This is a genomic window from Methylobacterium sp. JK268, from assembly GCF_054052225.1.
Genome location: NZ_JBSVZN010000007.1, coordinates 245,265 through 267,218, shown reverse-complemented (window position 1 = coordinate 267,218; position 21,954 = coordinate 245,265). Strand labels below are relative to the sequence as shown.

Below are 21,954 nucleotides of genomic sequence, written 5' to 3'. Positions count from 1 at the left end.
TTGACCTGCTGGCCCGAGATCACGTCGAACTTCACCACCGCGTGGCCGCGGTCGGCGGCGGCTTCCGCCGGCGCGTAGCCCTTGCCCTTCTGGGTCACCACGTGCACCAGCACCGGCCCCTCGGGCGCGTCGCGCACGTTCTTGAGGATCGGCAGCAGGTGGTCGAGGTTGTGGCCGTCGATCGGCCCGACGTAGTGGAAGCCGAGCTCCTCGAACATGGTGCCGCCGCCCGCCAGGATGCCGCGGGCGTATTCCTCGGCGCGCACGGCGGTGTCGTAGAGGGCCTTGGGCAGCAGGCGGCCGAAGGTGCGGGCGGTGTCGCGCAGGGAGCGGTAGGTGTCGCCCGAGACCAGGCGGGCGAGGTAGGCCGACATGGCGCCGACCGGGGGCGCGATCGACATGTCGTTGTCGTTGAGGATGACGACGAGGCGCGAGCGCAGGGCGCCTGCGTTGTTCATGGCCTCGTAGGCCATGCCGGCCGAGATCGAGCCGTCGCCGATCACGGCGACGACGTTGCGGCGTTCCGGGGTCTCGCCGCGGGCGCGGGCGGCGGCGTCGGAGAGGTCGCGGGCGATGGCCATGCCGAGGCCGGCGGAGATGGAGGTGGAGGAATGGGCGGCGCCGAAGGGATCGTAGGGGCTCTCGGCGCGCTTGGTGAAGCCCGAGAGGCCGCCGCCCTGGCGCAGGGTGCGGATGCGGTCGCGGCGTCCGGTGAGGATCTTGTGGGGGTAGGCCTGGTGGCCGACATCCCAGATCAGGCGGTCGTCGGGGGTGTGGAAGACGTAGTGGAGGGCGACCGTGAGCTCGATCACACCGAGCCCGGCGCCGAGATGGCCGCCGGTGACCGAGACGGCGTCGATGGTCTCGGTGCGCAGCTCCTCGGCGAGCTGGGCGAGGTCGCTCTCGGGAAGGGCGCGCAGATCCGCCGGCTCACGGACGCGATCGAGGAGGGGGAGAACCAGTTCTGACAAGATCGTACACCCGTGATTGAAGCGTTGCGACGGCCCTGCTCGGTCCGGCGAGGCATTCAGTAGGAAGTCCCGCCGTCATCCGGTGCAGGGCGACGGCCTCGCATCGAATGCCTTCATGGCCGGCCGGGAGCAGGTTGCCCTTCAGATGCCATGATGATCCCGGCCGCGGCGGTGCGGTTTGTAACAACTCCGGACAACATTCTGAACCCCCGTTGAATCGGACGCGGTGCCGCTCCGCGGGACAGCGGCTTTGGCCTGGGGTAGAACGGGTGCTGCCGTGCGCGGGCACGGGTCGGGGCGGGGTGCGGGACGCACGCGGGCGGGGGTGTACGCGGTGATGGTGTACGCGGTGATGGTGTACACGGTGATCCTGGCGGCCGCGATGCTGGGGCCCGCCGCGGCGGCGGACGCGCCCGCGCCGGGCGTGCCGCCCTCCAACGCGCCGCCCTCCGCGCCCGGCGGCGAGACCTGCGATCTCTTCCTGCACTGCGTCTGGAACCCGCTCTACCGGCCGCCCTGCGGGTGGCGCTGGCGCCCGACGCCGGAGGGGCCGCGCCGGGTGAGGGTGTGCTTCTGAGCATGGCCGCGCGGGTTCTCCTCCTCGCCCTGCTGCTCGCGGCCGGGCCGGCCCTGGCGGAGTCCTGCCCCGAGCAGTTCGCGGGCGGGCAGGCCCCCGTCCTCACGAACCCGAAACTCGCCGCGAACGCCACGCTGCTGTGCTTCTCGGGCTTCGCGGTGCTGCATTCGGGCCTGTCGCGCACGCCGCTCTACGCCGCCGAGCATCTCGACCGGGCGCGGGTGGAGGCGGCGCGGCGCCTCGACCGGGTGGATTCCTTCCACGAGGAGCCGCGCCTGCCGCCGGGCGAGCGGGCCGACCTCTCGGACTATGTCGGCAGCGGCTACGACCGCGGCCACATGGCGCCCTCCGGCGACATGCCGGACCCGGCCGCGATGGGGGAGTCCTTCAGCCTTGCCAACATGGTGCCGCAGGATCCGGACCTGAACCGGGGCCTCTGGGCCGGGATCGAGAGCGCGGTGCGCAGCCTCGCGGTGGAGCGGGGCGAGCTCTACGTCGTCACCGGCCCGACCTTCGAGGGCGGCGACCTCCAGGCCCTGAAGGGGCGGGTGCTGGTGCCGACGCGGGTGTTCAAGGCGGTCTACGACCCGCGGCGGGGGGAGGCGGGGGTCTACCTCGCCCGCAACGCCAAGGACGCGGGCTACGAGACGGTCTCGCCCGCCCAGCTCGCGGCGATCGCCGGGATCGTGGTCTTCCCGAGCCTGCCCGAGGCGGTGCGGGCGCGCGCCATGCCGCTGCCCGAGCCGCGCCGCGACGAGGTGGCGGGTGGCCACCACCCGCGCGGGCGCCACGAACCCTCCTTCCTCGACTGGCTCACCCGCGAGCTGACCCGGATGGCCAAGCGCGCCCTGCGCGAGGCCCTGCGCTCGCTGTTCTGACGAGGCCCGACCCATGACCTCCCGGACGCTCACCCCCTTCGCCGACGACGCGACCGCGCAGACGCTGGGCGAATTCACGATCGAGAACGGCACCGAGCGCGTGGTGCTGCACGGCTCCCTCGAACTCGCCCGCGACCGCCGCAGCCTGGAGCGGGCGCGGGCGCTGAAGGGGATCCTGGAGGCGGTGGTGAAGGCGCTGGAGGCGGAGACGACCCTGCCCGAGGAGGCGCCGCGGCAAGAGGCGAAGGCGGAGAGCGTGAGGAACCCGTTCGGGTGATCGATCGGCTCGGCCGTCTCAGGCAGGCGGAATCCCCTCTCCCGGGTGGGCTTGCGGATTCACAGAACGCCAAAAATACAAACAGGGCAGATGTCTATATCGACACACGACGGTTCCCGGGTGTGGCGCCGGGAACCCCTCTCCCGCACGGGAGAGGGGTTCCCGCGGGTCTCCTCGGTTCCGTTCAAGCGACTGCGAAAGAAGCGCTTTTTCATGCCGATAGGAGAAGTGTGAACACGCTAGCCCGGGTGGGAGAGGGGTTAGGGGTGAGGGTGGCTCGGGTTCAGGAAGTGGACTGAACCGCGCCGCTGATCGCTCGACGGCTCAGACATTTTGCTGAAGCCGAGCCACCCTCACCCCCGGCCCCTCTCCCACTCGGGAGAGGGGAGAAGTGCCACGTATTTTCCGCGGACAGGCATGCCTCGCCGGCGGCTGATAGGTGATCGGAACCACGTAGACGATCCTGTCGCCGTCCTCGTCCAGCGTCGCGAGCACGATCGCGCAGGGTCGGTCCTTACGGCCTTCGCGGAGACCCTACCGCTGCGCGTGGCGCCAAAGGTATGCGTACCCGATCACGAGACCCGGCTGAGGATCGGGCAGCGGCATCGCGCGTCAACCGCTGTCGGTCTCGTCATCGATATCGTAGCGATGCTCCGGCGGTATCTCTGCCGCGTCGATCGCCCTGAGTTCGCTCTCGCTGAGTTCGGAAGCCGCTAAAGACCTGCGCTGTGCTTGCTTGAGTTCATGGAACAGGCTGGCGGAAACGATGTAGACCGTTTCGCGGCCATGGCGCGTCACGCGGATCGACTCCCCGGAGAGCGCCCGCTCACTGGAACGCGCCGAAATTCTCCTGGACCTCAGATGCGGGGGCCGTGATCGTCATCGCTTCCTCCGAATCTCACGAAACATGGCGGCTCGCCCGCTTTCCGGCAAGCCGCCATCCAGCCCGGCGCCGGCCCCGCCCCGCCTTGCACACCCCCCGGCCGCCCTGCTATCGCGGAGGCTACCCCATTTCCTCGCGCGGACGCCCGCGCCGGCGGCCGCTGCGGGCGGCCCGGCGCGCGGCAGGGATGCAGGACCGCGCCACCCTCAAGGATCACCGATGGCCCGTGAATTCATCTACCACATGCGGGGTCTCACCAAGACCTACTCGGGCGGCAAGAAGGTGCTCGACAACGTGCACCTGTCCTTCTACCCGGACGCCAAGATCGGCGTGCTCGGCGTCAACGGCGCCGGCAAGTCGACCCTGCTGCGCATCATGGCGGGCATCGACAAGGACTTCACGGGCGACGGCTTCGTGGCCGAGGGCGCCCGGGTCGGCTACCTGCCCCAGGAGCCGCAGCTCGACCCCGACAAGACCGTCCGCGAGAACGTCATGGAGGGCGTCGCCGAGAGCCAAGCCATCCTCGATCGCTACAACGAACTGGCGATGAACTACTCCGAGGAGACGGCGGACGAGATGACCCGCCTGCAGGACGAGATCGAGGCCAAGGGCCTGTGGGATCTCGATTCCAAGGTCGACCAGGCCATGGACGCCCTGCGCTGCCCCGGCGACGAGGTCGCGGTCGCGACCCTCTCGGGCGGCGAGCGCCGCCGCGTGGCCCTGTGCCGCCTGCTCCTGTGGCAGCCGGAACTCCTCCTCCTCGACGAGCCCACCAACCACCTCGACGCCGAGACCGTGGCCTGGCTCGAAGGGCACCTGCGCTCCTATCCGGGCGCGATCCTGATCGTCACCCACGACCGCTACTTCCTCGACAACGTCACGGGCTGGATCCTGGAGCTCGACCGCGGCCGGGGCATCCCCTACGAGGGCAACTACTCCTCCTGGCTCGTCCAGAAGCAGAAGCGCCTCGCCCAGGAGGGCCGCGAGGAGGAGGCGCGCCAGCGCACCCTCGAGCGCGAGCAGCAATGGGTCTCCGCCTCGCCGAAGGCCCGGCAGGCCAAGTCCAAGGCCCGTATCGCCCGCTACGAGGAGCTCGTGGCGAAGTCGCAGGAGAAGGGGCCCTCGACCGCCCAGATCGTCATCCCGATCGCCGAGCGGCTCGGCAACAACGTCATCGAGTTCGACGGGCTCGGCAAGGCCTTCGGCGACCGGCTGCTGATCGACGATTTGAGCTTCAAGCTGCCGCCGGGCGGCATCGTCGGCGTCATCGGGCCGAACGGCGCCGGCAAGACCACCCTGTTCCGGATGATCACCGGCCAGGAGACGCCCGATTCCGGCACGATCACGGTCGGCGAGAGCGTCAAGCTCGGCTATGTCGACCAGTCGCGCGACACGCTCAACCCGGACGCCACCGTCTGGCAGGAGATCTCGGGCGGGAACGACATCCTGTATCTCGGCAAGCGCGAGATCAATTCCCGGGCCTATTGCGGCGCCTTCAACTTCAAGGGCTCGGACCAGCAGAAGAAGGTCGGCGTCCTCTCGGGCGGCGAGCGCAACCGCGTCCACCTCGCCAAGATCCTGAAGAGCGGCGCCAACGTGCTGCTCCTCGACGAGCCCACCAACGACCTCGACGTCGACACCCTGCGGGCGCTGGAGGAGGCGCTGGAGGATTACGCCGGCTGCGCGGTGATCATCAGCCACGACCGCTGGTTCCTCGACCGCATCGCCACCCACATCCTGGCCTTCGAGGGCGACAGCCACGTCGAGTGGTTCGAGGGGAACTTCGCGGATTACGAGGAGGACAAGAAGCGCCGCCTCGGGACCGATTCTACGATCCCGCACCGGATCAAGTACAAGAAGTTCACCCGCTGACCGGACCGGCGGCGGGACCTTCCGCCGCCTCCCGGCCGGGCGGCGCCGTCAGATGCGCTCGCCCGCGAGCCGGTGGGCCAGCAGGTCGACGAAGAGGCGCGTCCGGACCGGCGTCCCGGCGCTCCCCGGCCACACGGCGCTCACGGGGATCGGCGGGGGCTCGTGCTCCGGCAGCAGGAGGGCGAGGCGGCCCTCGTCGAGGTCCTGCCGGACCTGCCAGAGCGGCGCGAGCCCGATCCCGGCCCCGTGCAGAACCGCGGCGTTGGCCCCGGCCGCATCGTTGCAGCGCAGGCCGCCCGTCACGGGGACGCGCAGGACCGTGCCGCCGGAGGTGAGGGGCCACGCGTCGCCCTCCGGGCCGAAGCTGCGCACCACGCAGAGATGCGCGGCGAGGTCGTCGGGCGCACGGGGCGTCCCGTGGCGCGCCAAGTAGGCCGGCGCGGCGACCACCACCCGGCGCAGATGCGCGACCGTCCGCGCCCGCAGGCTGCCGGCGCCGCGCGCGCCGATGCGGATCGCCACGTCGAGCCGCTCCTCGATCAGGTTCGCGGGCGCGTCGTCCAGCACCATGTCGATCTGCAGGTCGGGAAAGCGCTGCAGGAACGCGACCGCGGCCGGCACCACGAAGCGCGGCGCGAACAGGACCGACGCACCGATCCTGAACAGGCCGCCGACCCGCGCGGTGCCGCTCTGCGCCTCCGCCCGGGCCTCCTCGATGTCCCTGAGGGCGGATCTCAGCCGGCCGTGGAGCGCGAGGCCCGCCGGCGTCGGCTGCAGACGCCGGGTGGTCCGCCGGACGAGCTCGACCCCGACCTCCTCCTCCAGCGTCGCCAGCGCGCGGCTGACGGATTGCAGCGAGCGGTTCAGGTGCCGGGCGGCGGCGCTCAGGCTGCCCCGGTCGATGATCGCCACGAAGGCTTCGTACCGCGCGAGGCTGGGCATATTCTCTCGATCAGCGGGAGAAACAATCCCGCGCCCGGGGGATTATCGCGCCCGGCGTGAGGACGCAAGCTGCGCGGACCTGCCACCGCGAGACGCTGCCGCCATGTCCCTGTCTCCCGCCATCACTCCGAGCCCGAAGGACCGCGCCCCGCCGCGCGAGGGGGCCGAGCGCCTCACGCCGCTCTTCGCACTCGCCGTCGGCGTCGTGGTGCTGAGCCTCTACGCGTCGCAGCCCCTGATCGGGCCCATCGGCGCCAGTTTCGGGCTGGAGGCGGGCGAGGCGGGCCTCGTCACCACGCTCACGCTCCTCGGCTACGCGGGCGGCCTGTTCCTGATCGTCCCGCTCACCGACCTCGTCGAGAACCGGACGGTGATCGTCGCGACCCTCCTGGTCGACGTGGCCGCCCTCGCGGCGGTCGCGGGGGCGCCGACGCCGCCGCTGTTCCTGCTCGCCTGCTTCGTGGCGGGCGGGGCGACCAGCGCCATCCAGATGCTCGTCCCAATCGCCGCGCGGCTCGCCCCCGAGGCGCGGCGCGGCCGCGTCGTCGGACAGGTGATGAGCGGCCTGATGCTGGGGATCCTGCTGTCGCGGCCGGCGGCGAGCCTCGTCGCCGGGATCGCGGACTGGCGCTGGTACTATGCCGGCCTGTCCGTCCTCGTCGCCGGGCTGACGCTGGTCCTGGCCCGCGTGCTGCCGCGCCACCAGCCCCGGAATGCCGCGCGCTATCCCGCCCTGATCGGGTCGATGCTCACCCTCCTGCGCGAGGAGCCGGTGCTGCGCCGCCGGGCCGCCTCTCAGGCTCTGTGCATGGGCGCCTTCGGCGTGTTCTGGACCTCGGTCGCCCTGCGCCTCGCGGAGCCGCCCTTCTCGCTCGGCCAGGGCGGCATCGGCCTCTTCGCGCTGGCCGGCGCGGCCGGGGCGGTGATCGCCCCCATCGCCGGGCGGGCGGGGGATCGCGGGCGGAGCCGGGTCGCGACGCGGCTCGCCCATCTGGCGGTGATCGCCGCCATGGCGCTCGCCGCCCTCGGCGGACATCTCTTGGCGGGCGGTCCGGACACCGCGTCCTGGCCCGGCCTGACGGTCCTGGTCGCCGGCGCGGTCCTGCTCGATCTCGGCGTGATCGGCGACCAGACGCTCGGACGGCGGGCGATCACCCTCCTGCGCCCGGAGGCCGGCGGCCGCGTGAACGGGCTGTTCACGGGCCTGTTCTTCCTGGGCGCCGCGGCGGGATCGGGCCTCTCGGGCATCGCCTGGACCGGGGCGGGCTGGCCGGGCGTCTGCGCGGCCGGGACGGCGTTCGGCGCCGCCGCCCTGGCGCTCTCGCTCACGGAGCCGCGCCCCCGCACCCCGGGCGGGCGCGGCGCGCCCTGATCCCGGTGCGACCCGGGGGGCTCTCCCTACCGGGTCGCCTGGTAGATCGAGGCGCCGGTGCCCACCGGCGCCGTGATCGTCGAGAACACGCTGAGCACCTTCTGGACCTCCGTGAAGGGCGCGTTCGACACGTAGATCATGTCGCGGTTGCGCATGCGGAAGGCCTGGGTGACGAACAGGCTGTTGGGGTCGCGCATGTTGACCCGGTAGACCACCGGCACCTGCGGCGCGGTGAGGAGCGGGCTGTGGGGCCGCAGGCGGCGCACCACCGAGGCCGGCTCGAAGCGGAACAGGAACACGCCGGTCGGGTCGGCCTGGAAGTCGCGCAGGCCGCCGGCCTTGGCGATGGCCTGCGCCAGCGTGATGCCCTCGGCCTGGAACGGGATCTCGTAATTCGCACCGGTCGCGCCCGTCGCCAGGAAGGTCTGCGGGTCGCGCACCAGGGTCAGCGTGTCGCCGGGCCGCAGGTAGATGTTCTCGCGCGGGTTGGAGACGACCGCGGTCAGGGGCACCGTCGCGGTGGTCTGGCCGCGGGAGAGCCGCACGAAGGTCTCGCTCACCGCGGCGCGCACGCCGCCGGCCGCCGCGATCACGTCGAGGAGCCGGTCGCCCTTGGTGGAGAGGGGGATGCGGGCGCCCGCCGTCACCTCGCCGGTCACCGTCACGGTGGTGCTGGCGGGCTGGGTCACCGAGACGATGACCTGCGGCTCGATCGCCTTGCCGGCGAGTTCCGTCTCGATCTCCTTCTGGACGTCCTGGACGCGCTTGCCCGCGACCTGGATCCGCCCCGCATAGGGCACCGTGATGGCGCCGTCGCGGGTCACCACCTGGGGCGGGATCGTCGCGGATTTCGAGCCGGAGGAGAAGCGGTCCGGCATCAGCGAGCCGGAGAACAGGCCGCCGGTGCTCGCCTCCCAGATCGTCACGGAGATGGCGTCGCCCACGCCGATCACCGGCTCGACGGAGGGCCGGCGGTCGCCGAACGAGGCGAGCAGGCTGTCGAGCGGACGGCCGCGCAGGGCCTCCACCACGGACGGATCGATGTCGATGATCTCGTAGCGGGCGAACAGGCCCTGGTCGGTGGCGATGTCCGCGCCCTCGGCGACGGCGGTCGTGGTCGGTCCGGAGGCCGGCAGGAAGCTGCTGCAACCGGAGACCGCGAGCGCGGCGCAGAGAGCGATCGGGAGGGGGCGCATCCGGTGGTGGCTCGTCCTTATCCGCGTGAGCTTGGCTCCTACTCCAAGCGCGGGGGACTGTCCGTGGCCCCGGTGTCACACTGCGCGGACGAGGCGGGACCGTCCCCGCACTCCCCATTCACCACACGCGCCGCGGCGAGGCTTCACCGAATCGCAACCCTTCGCTGCGGCGGCCGTCCCCGTTGGACCGGCCCGCGCCTTCCCGCTAAGACCCGGTGCGAGAGGGAGGCGCATGGCACCACAGATCGGCTACACGCCGCCCGACCTGCCAGCGGGGCCGGGCGGCGCGGTGCGGCGGCGGCAGGTGTTCTACCTGCCCGGCTACGACCCGGAGGCGAACAAGCGCTACCGGGCGCTGTTCGTGCGGGAATTGTCGCGCTACGGCCGGCGCTTCGACCTGCCGCGCCGCCGCGTCTCCCCGGCGCGCACGAGCCCGGACGGCCTCGTCCAGTCCTGGACCGTCGAGGCGGGGCGGGACGGCCGGGAGACGGACGTCGCCTACGAGGTGCTGCTCTGGGACGACCTCGTGCGGCGCGACTTCGCCCGGCCGCTGCCGGTCTCGATGCTGCTCCTGACCGTCGGGATCCTGCACGCGGCCGTCACCGGCAAGCTGTTCCGCCTCTACGCCCTGAACTGGAAATACGGGAACGTCATCCTCTACCCCTTCGTGATGACGATGATGATCCTGGCGCTCGGGATCGGCCTCGGCCTCGGGGTCGCGGCGGCGATCGCGGGCGGCGGCGCCGCGCTGCCCCTGTGGGCGCGGGCGGGCCTCGGCCTCGCCGGCGGGCTCGGCGCGCTGGTCGTGGCGACGCCGCTCCTCGACCGGATCTTCCTGCGCCAGCTCATCAACGACTGGGTGTTCAACTGGCAGCACAGCAACGGCTGGCGGCCCGATTACGAGGCGCGGCTCGCCGTGTTCGCCGACCACGTGGCGTCCCGGATCGAAGCGGAGCCGGCCGATGAGGTGATGATCGTCGGGCATTCCTCCGGGGCGCTGACGGCGGTGGAACTGGCCGCGCGGGTAGTCGCCCGCACGGACCGCCCGCTCTCGCTGCTGACCCTCGGGGCGGGGCTGCCGCTGGTGGCGGTCAACCCGCGGGCGCGGCCGGTGCGTGACGCCATCGCGGCGCTCCTCGACAGCGACCGGGTCGTCTGGGCGGATTACCAGGCGCCGCAGGACTGGATGAATTTTCCGGGCTTCAACCCGGGCCGCCATCTCGGCCTTCCGGCCCGGCCGCGCACCACGAACCCGCTGATCCGCTCGGCGCGCTTCTCCGACATCATGGAGCGGGCGGCCTATGACCGCGTCAAGGCGCGGCCGTTCCGGATGCACTTCCAGTTCCTGATGTCGAACGACCTGCCGGGCGAGTTCGATTTTTTCGCCCTGCTGCTCGGGCCGCAGCGCCTCCGCGAACGGGTGCTGGCGCCCGAGGTGGTGCCGGCCCGCGCCGATGCGGGCCCGGCGCCTGCGACCGAACATCGGGAGATCTGACGCATGGCGATCCGCCTCGTGGTCACGGATGTGGACGGGACGCTGGTCGCGCCCGACAAGAGCCTGACGCCGGCCGCCATCGCGGCGGTGGGGCGGCTGCGGGAGCGGGGCATCGCCTTCACGGTGGCGTCGAGCCGCCCGCCGATCGGCCTGCGGCCGCTCGCGGCGGCGCTCGGGCTCGATCTGCCGATGGGCGCCTTCAACGGCTCGACGGTGCTCGCCCCGGATTTCACGGTGCTGAGCGAGGCCTTCGTGCCGGAGGCGGCGGCGCGGGCGGCGGCGGCGCGGTTCGGGGAGGCCGGCATCGACCTCTGGGTCTTCGCCGAGGGGGCGTGGCTCCTGCGCGACCCGCAGGGGCCCTACACGGATCTGGAGCGGCGCACGCTGCGGGCCGAGCCGCGGGTGGTGCCCGACCTCGCGCCCTATCTCGACCGGGCCGCCAAGCTCGTCGGGGTGAGCCGGGACGCGGCCGGGCTCGCGGCCTGCGAGGCGGCTCTGGCGCGTGAGCTGGGGGAGGGGGCGGCGGTGCACCGCTCGCAGACCTACTACCTCGACGTGACGCCGCCCGGCACCGACAAGGGCCGCTTCGTGGAGCGGGTGCGGCGGGAGCTGGGGCTCGTCCGCGAGGAGGTGGCGACGCTCGGCGACATGGCGAACGACGTGGCGATGTTCGCGCAGAGCGGGCTGTCGATCGCCATGGGGAATGCGGCCGAGGACGTGAAGCGGGCGGCGCGCGTCGTCACCGAGGGGAACGACGCGGACGGGTTCGCGCGGGCGGTGGAGCGGTACGTTCTCGATCAGCCGGCCTGACGATCAGGAGAGAAACGACCGATAAGATCGAAACTCCCCTTTTCCGGACGACTGTAGCGCCAGCGGAAGGAGATCCGGAAACCAGCACAGCGCGTCGCGAAGCGGCTGCTTTCAGAGCCGTTGCTGGCATTCGGAGCCGCTTCGCGGCGATTCTCGGGCTCGTTTCCGGGTCGCATTCCGCTGACGCTGCATCCGCCCGGAAAAGGGGAGGGAGGGCGCGATCGCGAAGGCCGAGACGCACGCCCTGCGCCGCGCTACCCCCGCAGCGCCGCGTCGACCTCCTGCCCGCGCCCGAGTTCGCGCATCACCCCGTCGAGATGCGGCCGGACCTTGAGCTGGAGCGCGTGAAGCCGGCGCACCGCCTCGGAGAGCGAGCCCTCGCGGCCGAGCGCCTCGTCCGCGAAGGCGATCATGCGGGCGTTGGGCCAGGCCTTCTCGCGGATCTCGTGGACGCGCGCCACCACGGAGGCGGCGTCGAGCTCCGGATGGGCCTGGGCCAGCAGCATCGTCATCGCCGCCGTCGAGCGCGAGATGCCCGCGTGGCAGTGGATCAGCAGGTGCCGCTCGCGCCCCGGCGCCGCCGCGAGATCCTGCCCGAAGGCCAGGATCTCCGCCACGTGCTCCCGGGTCGGCAGCACCTGGTCGCCGATCGGCACGATGATGTCGTGGAAGCGCAACGTCGTGCGGTGATGCGCGTCGTAGGTCCCGAAGGCCTCCGGCTCGGGCCAGCCCGGGTCGAGGATCGAGAGGACGTGCGTCACGCCCCGGCCGGAGTGGTCGCCCAGCTCTTCGAGGCCGCAGACGGTGTGGAGGGAGATCGGTTCGGGTGTCACGCCCTCCCGCTAGCACAGGCCCGGGTGCCGTTCACGCGCGTTCTCCGCACGGGGGCGATGCGCCGCGCGGGGAATCGCCCTACCTGTAGCCCGGCCCGACGCGGGCGGGCGGACACCGGGAGAGGGTATGAAGCGTCGTGATCTGCTGACGGCCGGACTGGGGATGGCGGGCGCCGGGCTCGCCGCACCGGCGCGGGCCGAGGGCGCGCCGGAGATCCGCTGGCACCTGCACGTGGCCTTCCCGCGCAACCTCGACGCGCTCTACGGCGCCGCCGAGCTGTTCGCACGGCTGGTCGGCGAGGCGACGGACGGGCGCTTCCAGATCGAGGTGGCGGCGGCGCCGGCGGGCACCGACATCCTCGACGCGGTCGGCGCCGGGAGCGTCGACATGGCCTACGGCCCCGCCACTGCCGGGGCGAACCGCGACCCGGTCTTCGCGCTCGCCACCGCCTTCCCGTTCGGGCTCAACGCCCGCCAGCAGAACGCCTGGATGCTGGAGGGCGGCGGGCTCGACCTCGTCAACGAGATCTTCGCCCGCGCCAAGCTCACCGCGCTCCCGGGCGGCAATACCGGCACCCAGATGGGCGGCTGGTTCCGCAAGGAGATCAAGACCGTCGCCGACCTCCAGGGCCTGCGGTTCCGCATCACCGGGCTCGGCGCCCAGGTGCTGGCGAAGCTCGGCGCCGCGCCCCAGGCGCTCGCCGGCCCGGACATCGCCGGAGCCTTCGAGGCCAAGACCCTCGACGCCGCCGAGTGGATCGGCCCCTACGACGACGAGAAGCTCGGGCTCAACAAGGTCGCGCCCTACTACTACTACCCGGGTTTCTGGGAGGGCGGGGCGATGATGCACTTCTGGTTCTCCGCCCAGAAATGGGGCGAGTTGCCCAAATCCTACCGGGTGATTGCCCAGAATGCCGCCGCCCAGGCCGGCGCCGACCTGCAGGCGAAGTACGACGCGCGCAACCCGGCGGCGTTGCGCGCCCTGGTGCGGGCCGGCGCCCAGCTCAAGCCCTTCCCGCAGGACGTGATGGAGGCCGCCTTCAAAGCCGCCAACGAGATCTACGCCGACCTCTCGGGCAAGAGCGCCGACTTCAAGCGCGTCTACGAGGCGCTGCGGGGATTCCGCAACGACGCCTACCTGTGGTTCCAGGTGGCGGAGTACACCTACGACAACTTCATGATCCGCGCCCGCGCCCGGGGGTGAGCGCTACTCCGCGGGCGCCTCGGCCGGCCGCTTCGCCCTGCGCTCCTCGCGGGTGAGGGCCTTGACCAGGCTCGGCACCGCCTGGAGCGCGCCGTCGAGGGTCTCGTCGGCCACGAACAGGCTCTTGATCTCCGGAGAGGTGATGCAGACGAGGCCGCTCCCGCTCTGCTCGACCCGAAGAGTGAAGTGCTTCATCTCGCCTCCATCCGTGTCCCGGTGCCCGATGCATGCGGCGGGCCAGGCGGGGGACAACGGCTTGGCCGCGATTCGGATCGCTCCGGACAGAAAAAAGGCCGCACACGCGGTGCGGCCCAAGTCTAGGGAGGAAACGCCCAAGGAGGGCAGCGGGACCGCGACGCCATCGCGATCCCGCACTGCAACAAGATAGGTGGCCGGCGCCGGATGGCAAGGCGTCATTGTTGGCAGCGCTGCCGATTTTTGTCGCAGGGTCACGCCCTGGCGCCGCCGCCGCGCCGCCACAGGTCCTCTTCGAGAGCCGGGGGGAGGGGATGATGGCGATCCAGGCGGCGCGGATCCGCGCGCTCCGCGAGGGCGGCGAGCGGAACGGGCGCTACGTGCTGTACCTGATGCAGCAGGCGATGCGCAGCCGCGACAACCCGGCCCTCGAACTGGCCGTGGAGGAGGCGAACCGCCGCGACCTGCCGCTGGTGGTCGGGTTCGGCCTCCTCGACGGGGGGCGGACCTTCCCGGAGGCGAATGCGCGCCACTACGCCTTCCTGCTCCAGGGGCTCGCCCAGGCGAAGGCCGGGCTGGAGCGGCGGGGCATCGCCTTCGTGCTGCGCCGCAGCACGCCCGCCGCCGCGGCCCTGGCGCTCGGTGCCGAGGCGGCCCTGGTGGTGCTCGACCGCGGCTACCTGCGCGTCCAGAAGGCCTGGGCCGCCGAGGTGGCGCGGGATTTCCCCGGCCCGGTCCTGCAGGTCGAGGGCGACGTGGTGGTCCCGGTGGAGACCGCCTCGACCAAGCACGAATTCGCGGCCCGGACCCTGCGCCCGAAGCTGCACCGGCTCTGGGACGAGTACCTGGAGCCGCTGCGGGCGCGGAAGGTGAAGCACCGGGCGGAGGGGCTGGACCTGCGCAGCGACCTCGACGTCTCGGATCCCGACGCGGTCCTGGCCCGGCTGACCCTGGACAAGGCCGTCCCGCCCGTGCGGCGGTTCCGCGGCGGGGAGGAGGAGGCGTGGGCGCGGCTCGACGCCTTCCTGGACGGCCCCGTGGCGGGCTACGGCGCGGACCGCAACCGGCCCGAGGCGGGCGCGGCCTCGCACATGAGCCCCTACCTGCATTTCGGGCAGATCTCGCCCGTGGCGCTCGCCCTGCGGGTGCGGGCGTCCAAGCGGGCCGGCCCGGAGGACAAGACCTCCTACCTGGAGGAACTGATCGTCCGGCGCGAACTCGCCATGAACCACATCCACTTCCAGCCGGATTACGACCGCTACGAGGCGGCGGTGCCGGACTGGGCGCGCAAGGCGCTCGCCGCGCAGGCCGACGACCGGCGCGACCCGCTCTACACCGAGGCGGAGCTGGAGGAGGGCCGCACCCATGACCGCCACTGGAACGCGGCGATGCGGGAGATGCGCGAGACCGGCTACATGCACAACCACCTGCGCATGTACTGGGGCAAGAAGATCCTGGAATGGTCCCCCTCGCCGGAGGAGGGCTTCGCCCGCACGCTGCGGCTCAACAACCGCTACTTCCTGGACGGGCGCGACGCCAATTCCTTCACCAACGTCGCGTGGGTCTACGGCCTTCACGACCGGCCCTGGGGACGGCGGCCGATCTTCGGGACCGTGCGCTACCTCGGTCCCAACACGCTGAAGAAATTCGACGCCGCGGCCTATCTGCGCGCCGTCGAGACCCTGTGCGAAGCGGAGGGGTGACGCGGGCGCGGCCTCCCGGCGGCGACGCCGGTGGGCACAGGCTCAGCGCGATGTCCCCTTTTCCGGGTCGCCTTCCGCTGACGCGGCATGCGCCCGGAAAAGGGAGAGGGCCGTGCAAGACAGGCCGGTTGCCTGCAGCCTCAGGCGCGGGCGGAGGTGTCGGCGGCCCGGCGGCGGCGCGGGGCGGCCTTCACGGCCTCGGCGGCCTTGCTCGGCGCCTTGGCCAGGACCTCGGCCACGACCTCGGACGGCGCCTTCGGGGCGGCCTTGGCGCGGGGCTTGCGGGAAGCGGCGACCATCGCGTCGGCGCCGCTGCGCAGCTCCTGCTCGGCCAGGCTCCAGTAATGCTCGTCCTGACCCATCGTCCGACCGTCGCGCTCCCACAGCGCGTAGGCCCGTTCACGAATGCTGTTTTCGAAGTGATCCATGCCCACCTCCATGGTTGTTCGCCGAGGACGATGGGCGGGGATGGTTAAGGAAAACCTAATCTGCGGTGAGGGATGGGTTTGCCCTGCGCAAGCGTGCCGTGTGAGCGTGACGCGCGGCCGGTTCGACGTGCCGGGCCGAGCGACCGCGGGCGCGGGCCCGCGCGGAGAGCGTCCGCCCGGGCCTGCCCATCCTCGGGTCTACTTCACGGTCGCGGTGGCGATGTCGGCGTCGGGGTCGAGGGCGGTCGGGAGCGTGTCGCGGAAGGCCACGAGGCCGCTCGTGCCGACGTCGCGCAGGTCGACCTCCGCGCCGGGCGCCATGCGCGGCAGCGCGGCGAAGAGCGGCATGCCCTTGGGCACGCTCTCGGAGAAGCCCACCACGGCGATCGGCTCCAGCCCGGCCTGCGCCAGGCTCGCATCCTCCGCCCGCGCGGCGCCCGTTCCGAGCAGCATCAGGCCCGCCAGCACCAGAGATGTCGTGCGCATGTCCGTCCTCCGGTCGATGTTATCCCTGTACTCTGACAATGCATGAGCCAAGCTTTGGTTTCGCGGCGCCGCGAGCGGGACGGGCGCGCGGCCGCTCCCCACCCTTCCCGGGCAGTGGCCCCGACTCCGCACGAAAGTACAAATTCCAAATTTTTGAACGAGATAAAAAGTTTTTTCAGTTTTCCTTCCGGTCGGGCCCGACCCATAGTCCCGTCACGCGGCAGGACGGGGCGGGCGACGCACGCACCCCGACCTCCCGGCGAGAACGAAGAACCGGGCAGGACGACGCGCCAGGAGACCGGGTTTCGACCCGCCGCCCAAGGGGCGTTCCAGATCCTCGCCCGACCGGCGCGCGAGACCGCGCCGGAGGCCGTCCCCGCGAGCCCCGCCGGCTCACGGCCGAGAAGCGTGACGAGACACTGGAGGACATCATGGCAGGATCGAGACGGCCGGGTCGCAACTTCCTCTTCGTGCCGGGGCCGACCAACGTGCCGGAGCGCGTGCAGCGCGCGATGATCGTGCCGATGGAGGACCATCGCTCGTCGTCGTTCCCCGACCTGACGCTGCCCCTGTTCGAGAACCTGAAGAAGGTCTTCAAGGCGAAGGACGGGCAGGTCTTCATCTTCCCGTCCTCGGGCACCGGCGCCTGGGAGGCCGCCCTCACCAACACGCTCTCGCCGGGCGACCGCGTGCTCGCCTCGCGCTTCGGCCAGTTCAGCACCCTGTGGATCGACCTCGCCCAGCGGGTCGGCCTCGACGTGGTGATCCAGGACGAGGAATGGGGCGCGGGCGCCGATCCGCAGCGGATCGAGGAGGCCCTGCGCGCCGACCGCGAGCACCGCATCAAGGCGGTGATGATCGTCCACAACGAGACCGCTACGGGCGTCACCAGCGACATCGGCGCGGTGCGCAAGGCCATCGACGCGGCGAACCACCCGGCGATGCTCTACGTGGACGGCGTCTCCTCGATCGGCAGCATCGACTTCCGGGCGACCGAGTGGGGCGTCGATTGCGCCATCACCGGCTCGCAGAAGGGCCTGATGCTGCCCGCCGGCCTCGGCATCGTCTGCGTCAGCCCGAAGGCGCTCGCCGCCTACAAGTCGGCCGAGTGCCGCCGCGTCTACTTCGACTTCGGCGACATGTCGAAGGCCAACGCCACCGGCTACTTCCCCTACACGCCGGCCCTGCCGCTGCTCTACGGCCTGCGCGAGGCCATGGCCTGCCTGTTCGAGGAGGGGCTGGAGCGGGTCTTCGAGCGCCACCGGGTGCTCGCGGATGGCTGCCGCGCCGCCGTGAAGGCCTGGGGCCTCACCCTCTGTGCGCGTGAGCCCAAGTGGTACTCCGACACGGTGAGCGCCATCGTGGTGCCGGAGGGCGTCAACGGCGCCGAGGTGATCGACGTGGCCTTCCGCCGCTACAACCTCGCGCTCGGCGCCGGCCTGTCCAAGGTCGCCGGCAAGGTCTTCCGCATCGGCCATCTCGGCGACCTCAACGACCTGATGCTGCTCGGCGCCCTGGCGGGGGCCGAGATGGCGATGCTCGACGCCGGCATCCGGATCGAGCCCGGCAGCGGCGTCGGCGCGGCCCAGAAGCACTTCCGCGAGACCATCCTCGCCAAGGACCGCCGCCCGAGCGAGGCCGGCATCTTCGACCGCAACCACTCCGACGGCGTCGTCCGGGTGTGAGGAATCCGCCGCGGGTCTGGTATGCCAGGCCCGCGGCCCCGTTTCCCCGCGCAAGGTCCAGCCGGAGATCGCTTCCATGTCCCACACGATCGTCTTCCTCGACCGCGAGACGCTCGACGCCACGGTGAGGGAATTCACCTTTCCCCACACCTACCGGGAGTACGAGGTCACCGCGCCGGATCAGATCGTCGAGCGTCTCAAGGATGCCGAGATCGCGATCGTCAACAAGGTGCCGATGCGGGCCGACACCCTGCGGCAGCTGCCCAAGCTCAAGCTGATCGCGGTGGCGGCGACCGGCACCGACATCGTCGACAAGGCCGCGGCGAAGGAGCAGGGCGTCACGGTCGTCAACATCCGCAACTACGCCTTCAACACCGTGCCGGAGCACGTCGTCGGGCTGATCTTCGCCCTTCGTCGCGCCATCGTGCCCTACGCCAATTCCACGCGGCGCGGGGATTGGAACCGGTCGCGGCAGTTCTGCTACTTCGACTATCCGATCCGCGACATCGCCGGCTCGACGCTCGGCATCGTCGGCTACGGCGTGCTCGGCAAGTCGATCGCCAAGCGCGCCGAGGCGCTGGGCATGAAGGTGCTGGCCTACGACGTCTTCCCCCAGGAGGGCCTCGTCGATTTCGAGACGATCCTGCGCGAGAGCGACGTCATCACGCTGCACGCGCCGCTGACCCCTGAGACCCGCAACATGATCGGGCGGGAGGAGCTGGCGAAGATGAAGCGCGACGCGATCCTCATCAACACGGCCCGCGGCGGCCTGGTGGACGAGGCGGCGCTGGCCGAGGCGTTGACGAACGGGACCATCGCGGGGGCGGGCTTCGACGTGCTCACCACCGAGCCGCCGGTGAACGGCAACGTGCTCCTCGACCTCGACCTGCCGAACCTGATCGTCACGCCGCACGTGGCCTGGGCCAGCAAGGAGGCGATGCAGATCCTGTCCGACCAGCTCGTCGACACCATCGAGGCCTTCGTGGCGGGCAAGCCGCAGAACGTGGTGGAGTAGGGCAGCAACGTCAGAGGACGTGGCGCGGGGAACCCCTCTCCCGTGCGGGAGAGGGGCAGGGGTGAGGGCCCAGGTGGTTCAGCAAGAAGGCTGAACCTTGCCGCTACCAGCACGACCGGCAGGGATTGATCCTGAACGGTCCGGGACCCTCACCCCTACCCCTCTCCCGCACGGGAGAGGGGATCCCGCGTCCGTCCGTCGATCGTTCTGCCGCCCGACAGGGTGGCCGGTGCGCGCTAGAACATCAGGGCCGGGACCCGGACGCCTCGCGTCCGGAACCCCTCCCGGGAAACGCTTGAGGCCGCGGCTGCGGCCAGAGGTTGGATGATGAAGAAGCTTCTGTTCCAGTTCGACACCGACCCGATGCCGAGCGTGTTCGACACGGTGGTGGGCTACGACGGCGGCGCCGACGCCATCACGGGCTACGGCACCGTCACCCCGGAGAATGTCGGCGCCCTCGTCGACGGGACGATCTACACCCGCGGCGGCTCGGAGAAGAAGTCGACGGCGATCTTCGTCGGCGGCGGCTCCATGGCGGCCGGCGAGGCGGTGTTCGAGGCGGTCAAGAAGCGGTTCTTCGGCCCGTTCCGGGTCTCGGCGATGCTGGACTCCAACGGCTCCAACACCACGGCGGCGGCGGGCGTGGCCCTCGTCGCCAAGGCGGCGGGCTCGCTCAAGGGCGCGCGGGCGGTGGTGCTCGCGGGCACCGGCCCGGTCGGCATGCGCTCGGCCGCGCTCCTCGCCCGCGAGGGCGCCGACGTCGTGCTCACCGGCCGCTCGAAGGCCAAGGCCGAGGAATCCGCCCGCGCCATCGAGACGCGTTTCGGCGTCGCCGTGCAGCCGCTCGAGACCCCGGACGACGCCGCCCGGGCGGCGGCCGTGAAGGGCGCCAACGTGGTGTTCTCGGCCGGCGCCATCGGCCTCACGCTCCTGCCGGAGGAGGCCTGGGCCAACGAGGCCAGCATCCGCTTCCTCGCCGATTACAACGCCCAGCCCCCGCTCGGCTTCGGCGGCATCGACGCGATGGACAAGGGCAAGGATCGCCACGGCAAGGCGGCGTTCGGGGCGCTCGGCATCGGCGGCCTGAAGCTCAAGCTGCACCGGGCCTGCGTCGGCAAGCTGTTCGAGAGCACCGAGTCGCTCCTCGACGCGGAGGAGATCTACGCGCTCGCGAGAGAGATGGCGTGATGGCTGAGAACGACACGATCGCCCGGTTCCTCGACGGGCTCGCGAGCGAGCAGCCGACGCCCGGCGGCGGCGGGGCGGCGGCGATCTCCGGCGCCATGGGGGCGGCCCTCGTCTCCATGGTCTGCAACCTCACCATCGGCAAGAAGAAGTACGCCGAGGTCGAGGAGGCGCTGAAGGCGGTGCGGGAGAAGGCGGAGGCCCTGCGCGCCGCCCTCACCGGCATGATCGCCGACGACGTCGCCGCCTTCGACGCGGTGATGGCCGCCTACGGCCTGCCGAAGGGGACGGACGAGGAGAAGGCGGCCCGCGCGGAGGCGATCCAGGTCGCGCTGCGCCAAGCCACCGACGTCCCGCTCGCCTGCTGCCGCGCCTGCCGGCAGGTCATCGACCTCGCGGCGGTCACCGCCGAGAAGGGCAACCTCAACGTGATCAGCGACGCGGGCGTCGCGGTGCTGTCGGCTGAGGCCGGCCTGCGCAGCGCCGCGCTGAACGTCCTCGTCAACGCCAAGGCCATCACCGACCGCACCTTCGCGGAGGGACGCCTGCGCGAGCTCGACGATCTTCTCGCCGGGACGGACGTCCTCACCGAGAAGACCTACGACGTCGTCAAGACGAAGCTGAGCTGAACGGCCCGCTCCCGGTTCAAACCGGGAGCGGATGCCCGGGGGCAAGGCGGGAATTTCTTCGACCGGGAGCGGACCTGCTCCCGGAACGGGAGCGCTTTGTCCGCGAACAACGACCCGAGGAGGCAACCATGGACGTGCACGAGTATCAGGCCAAGGAATTGCTGGCGAGCTTCGGCGTGCCGATCCCGAAGGGCGCGGTGGCCTTCAGCCCCGACCAGGCGGTCTACGCCGCCACGGAACTCGGCGGCTGGCACTGGGCCGTGAAGGCGCAGATCCATGCCGGCGCCCGCGGCAAGGCCGGCGGCATCCGGCTGTGCAAGACCTACAACGAGGTCCGCGACGCCGCGAAGGATCTCCTCGGCAAGCGCCTCGTCACGCACCAGACCGGCCCCGAGGGCAAGCCCGTCCAGCGCGTCTACGTCGAGACCGCCGATCCCTTCGAGCGCGAGCTCTATCTCGGCTTCGTCCTCGACCGGAAGGCCGAGCGCGTGCGCGTGATCGCCTCGCAGCGCGGCGGCATGGACATCGAGGAGATCGCCGCCACCGATCCCGAGGCGCTGCTTCAGGTCGTGGTCGAGCCGGCGGTCGGCCTGCAGCAGTTCGAGGCCCGCGAACTCGCCTTCCAGCTCGGGCTGAACATCAAGCAGGTCGGCGGCGCGGTGAAGACCATCATGAGCGCCTACCGCGCCTTCCGCGACTGCGACGCCACCATGCTGGAGATCAACCCGCTCGTCGTCACCAAGGACGACCGGGTGCTGGCGCTCGACGCCAAGATGTCCTTCGACGACAACGCCCTGTTCCGGCGCCGCGCGATCGCGGACATGTACGACCCCTCGCAGGGCGACCCGCGCGAGGCGCAGGCGGCCGAGCACAACCTCAACTATATCGGCCTCGAGGGCGAGATCGGCTGCATCGTCAACGGCGCCGGCCTCGCCATGGCGACCATGGACATGATCAAGCACGCGGGCGGCGCGCCGGCGAACTTCCTCGACGTCGGCGGCGGCGCCTCGCCCCAGCGCGTCGCCACCGCCTTCCGCCTCGTCCTCTCGGACCGGAACGTGAAGGCGATCCTCGTGAACATCTTCGCAGGCATCAACCGCTGCGACTGGATCGCGCAAGGCGTCATCCAGGCCGCCGAGGAGGTGAAGCTCAGCGTGCCGCTGGTGGTCAGGCTCGCGGGCACCAACGTAGAGGCCGGCAAGGCCATCCTGGAGAAGAGCGGGCTCGACCTCATCACCGCCGACACCCTGACGGAGGCGGCTCAGAAGGCCGTCCAGGCCGTCAACGCCACCCGCGCGGCGGCCTGACCCCGACACTC

General features: G+C 71.4%; 22 protein-coding genes. 14 read left to right on the top strand and 8 right to left on the bottom strand.

All coding sequences use genetic code 11. From position 1 onward, the window contains the following. Positions 1–971, bottom strand: a 971-nt coding sequence (locus tag ACW9J6_RS09910; protein WP_457116292.1) for a 1-deoxy-D-xylulose-5-phosphate synthase N-terminal domain-containing protein, incomplete at its 3' end; no start/stop codon positions are given. 337 nt (positions 972–1,308) lie between these two features. Here ACW9J6_RS09910 and ACW9J6_RS09905 point away from each other — a divergent pair. From ACW9J6_RS09905 to ACW9J6_RS09895, 3 genes are read left to right on the top strand one after another with little or no spacing between them, the layout of a single operon-like run. Then, positions 1,309–1,548: a hypothetical protein gene (locus ACW9J6_RS09905; protein WP_457116291.1), complete on the top strand. Its 240-nt coding sequence runs from the start codon at positions 1,309–1,311 to the stop codon at positions 1,546–1,548. A 2-nt stretch (positions 1,549–1,550) separates the two neighbouring features. Continuing rightward, the gene (locus ACW9J6_RS09900; protein ID WP_457116290.1) at positions 1,551–2,426 is read left to right on the top strand and encodes a DNA/RNA non-specific endonuclease; all 876 of its coding nucleotides are present in this window, start codon (positions 1,551–1,553) and stop codon (positions 2,424–2,426) included. Positions 2,427–2,439: 13 nt separating this feature from the next. Next, positions 2,440–2,703 carry a hypothetical protein gene (locus ACW9J6_RS09895; RefSeq protein ID WP_457116289.1) on the top strand — a complete coding sequence of 88 codons (264 nt, stop codon included), beginning with the start codon at positions 2,440–2,442 and terminating at the stop codon, positions 2,701–2,703. Positions 2,704–3,315: 612 nt separating this feature from the next. Here ACW9J6_RS09895 and ACW9J6_RS09890 read toward each other — a convergent pair. After that, positions 3,316–3,549: a type II toxin-antitoxin system prevent-host-death family antitoxin gene (locus ACW9J6_RS09890; protein WP_457116302.1), complete on the bottom strand. Its 234-nt coding sequence runs from the start codon at positions 3,547–3,549 to the stop codon at positions 3,316–3,318. 256 nt (positions 3,550–3,805) lie between these two features. Between ACW9J6_RS09890 and ettA the strand changes: the two genes are divergently transcribed. Further along, positions 3,806–5,458: an energy-dependent translational throttle protein EttA gene (gene ettA / locus ACW9J6_RS09885; protein ID WP_457116288.1), complete on the top strand. Its 1,653-nt coding sequence runs from the start codon at positions 3,806–3,808 to the stop codon at positions 5,456–5,458. A gap of 48 nt (positions 5,459–5,506) precedes the next feature. Here the strand turns inward: ettA and ACW9J6_RS09880 are convergent, their stop codons facing one another. Beyond that, complete coding sequence (locus ACW9J6_RS09880) at positions 5,507–6,400, bottom strand: LysR family transcriptional regulator (protein WP_457116287.1); 894 nt, start codon at positions 6,398–6,400, stop codon at positions 5,507–5,509. A 103-nt stretch (positions 6,401–6,503) separates the two neighbouring features. Here ACW9J6_RS09880 and ACW9J6_RS09875 point away from each other — a divergent pair, with 103 nt between their 5' ends. Further along, complete coding sequence (locus tag ACW9J6_RS09875) at positions 6,504–7,772, top strand: MFS transporter (protein WP_457116286.1); 1,269 nt, start codon at positions 6,504–6,506, stop codon at positions 7,770–7,772. Between the two features lie 26 nt (positions 7,773–7,798). On the opposite strand, the gene ACW9J6_RS09870 is transcribed toward ACW9J6_RS09875, so the two are convergent. Next, entirely contained in the window at positions 7,799–8,968 is a 1,170-nt protein-coding gene (locus tag ACW9J6_RS09870; RefSeq protein WP_457116285.1) for a polysaccharide biosynthesis/export family protein, read from the bottom strand. Positions 8,969–9,200: 232 nt separating this feature from the next. Between ACW9J6_RS09870 and ACW9J6_RS09865 the strand changes: the two genes are divergently transcribed. Both ACW9J6_RS09865 and ACW9J6_RS09860 read left to right on the top strand, forming a co-directional pair. After that, positions 9,201–10,463 carry an alpha/beta fold hydrolase gene (locus ACW9J6_RS09865; protein WP_457116284.1) on the top strand — a complete coding sequence of 421 codons (1,263 nt, stop codon included), beginning with the start codon at positions 9,201–9,203 and terminating at the stop codon, positions 10,461–10,463. A 3-nt stretch (positions 10,464–10,466) separates the two neighbouring features. Next, positions 10,467–11,273 (top strand): Cof-type HAD-IIB family hydrolase, encoded by an 807-nt coding sequence (locus tag ACW9J6_RS09860; protein ID WP_457116283.1) that lies wholly within the window; start codon positions 10,467–10,469, stop codon positions 11,271–11,273. Positions 11,274–11,527: 254 nt separating this feature from the next. Here ACW9J6_RS09860 and ACW9J6_RS09855 read toward each other — a convergent pair whose 3' ends face one another. Beyond that, positions 11,528–12,106 carry a tyrosine phosphatase family protein gene (locus ACW9J6_RS09855; RefSeq protein WP_457116282.1) on the bottom strand — a complete coding sequence of 193 codons (579 nt, stop codon included), beginning with the start codon at positions 12,104–12,106 and terminating at the stop codon, positions 11,528–11,530. 127 nt (positions 12,107–12,233) lie between these two features. On the opposite strand from ACW9J6_RS09855, the gene ACW9J6_RS09850 reads away from it, so the two are divergent. Continuing rightward, positions 12,234–13,310 carry a TRAP transporter substrate-binding protein gene (locus ACW9J6_RS09850; protein ID WP_457116281.1) on the top strand — a complete coding sequence of 359 codons (1,077 nt, stop codon included), beginning with the start codon at positions 12,234–12,236 and terminating at the stop codon, positions 13,308–13,310. Between the two features lie 3 nt (positions 13,311–13,313). Here the strand turns inward: ACW9J6_RS09850 and ACW9J6_RS09845 are convergent, their stop codons facing one another. Further along, positions 13,314–13,505, bottom strand: a complete 192-nt coding sequence (locus ACW9J6_RS09845; RefSeq protein WP_457116280.1) for a hypothetical protein — start codon at positions 13,503–13,505, stop codon at positions 13,314–13,316. 317 nt (positions 13,506–13,822) lie between these two features. Here ACW9J6_RS09845 and ACW9J6_RS09840 point away from each other — a divergent pair, with 317 nt between their 5' ends. Continuing rightward, on the top strand, positions 13,823–15,208 hold the full coding sequence (locus tag ACW9J6_RS09840) for a deoxyribodipyrimidine photo-lyase (RefSeq protein WP_457116301.1): 1,386 nt from the start codon (positions 13,823–13,825) through the stop codon (positions 15,206–15,208). Positions 15,209–15,348: 140 nt separating this feature from the next. Here the strand turns inward: ACW9J6_RS09840 and ACW9J6_RS09835 are convergent, their stop codons facing one another. Both ACW9J6_RS09835 and ACW9J6_RS09830 read right to left on the bottom strand, forming a co-directional pair. Further along, a complete protein-coding gene (locus ACW9J6_RS09835; protein ID WP_457116279.1) occupies positions 15,349–15,636 on the bottom strand; it encodes a DUF2934 domain-containing protein in 288 nt (95 codons plus the stop codon). A 198-nt stretch (positions 15,637–15,834) separates the two neighbouring features. Next, positions 15,835–16,122, bottom strand: coding sequence for a hypothetical protein (locus ACW9J6_RS09830; RefSeq protein ID WP_457116278.1), 288 nt, complete (start codon positions 16,120–16,122; stop codon positions 15,835–15,837). Between the two features lie 431 nt (positions 16,123–16,553). Here ACW9J6_RS09830 and ACW9J6_RS09825 point away from each other — a divergent pair, with 431 nt between their 5' ends. The 5 genes from ACW9J6_RS09825 (at position 16,554) to ACW9J6_RS09805 (ending at position 21,943) form a co-directional block, all read left to right on the top strand. Continuing rightward, a complete protein-coding gene (locus ACW9J6_RS09825; RefSeq protein ID WP_457116277.1) occupies positions 16,554–17,807 on the top strand; it encodes an aminotransferase class V-fold PLP-dependent enzyme in 1,254 nt (417 codons plus the stop codon). Between the two features lie 76 nt (positions 17,808–17,883). Further along, on the top strand, positions 17,884–18,822 hold the full coding sequence (locus ACW9J6_RS09820) for a D-2-hydroxyacid dehydrogenase (protein WP_457116276.1): 939 nt from the start codon (positions 17,884–17,886) through the stop codon (positions 18,820–18,822). A 324-nt stretch (positions 18,823–19,146) separates the two neighbouring features. Continuing rightward, positions 19,147–20,010, top strand: coding sequence for an NADP-dependent methylenetetrahydromethanopterin/methylenetetrahydrofolate dehydrogenase (locus ACW9J6_RS09815; protein WP_457116275.1), 864 nt, complete (start codon positions 19,147–19,149; stop codon positions 20,008–20,010). After that, a complete protein-coding gene (gene fchA, locus ACW9J6_RS09810) occupies positions 20,010–20,636 on the top strand; it encodes a methenyltetrahydrofolate cyclohydrolase (protein WP_457116274.1) in 627 nt (208 codons plus the stop codon). Before ACW9J6_RS09815 ends, fchA begins: the two co-directional genes overlap by 1 nt. Positions 20,637–20,764: 128 nt before the next feature. After that, positions 20,765–21,943 (top strand): malate--CoA ligase subunit beta, encoded by a 1,179-nt coding sequence (locus ACW9J6_RS09805; protein ID WP_457116273.1) that lies wholly within the window; start codon positions 20,765–20,767, stop codon positions 21,941–21,943. Positions 21,944–21,954: the final 11 nt, after the last annotated feature.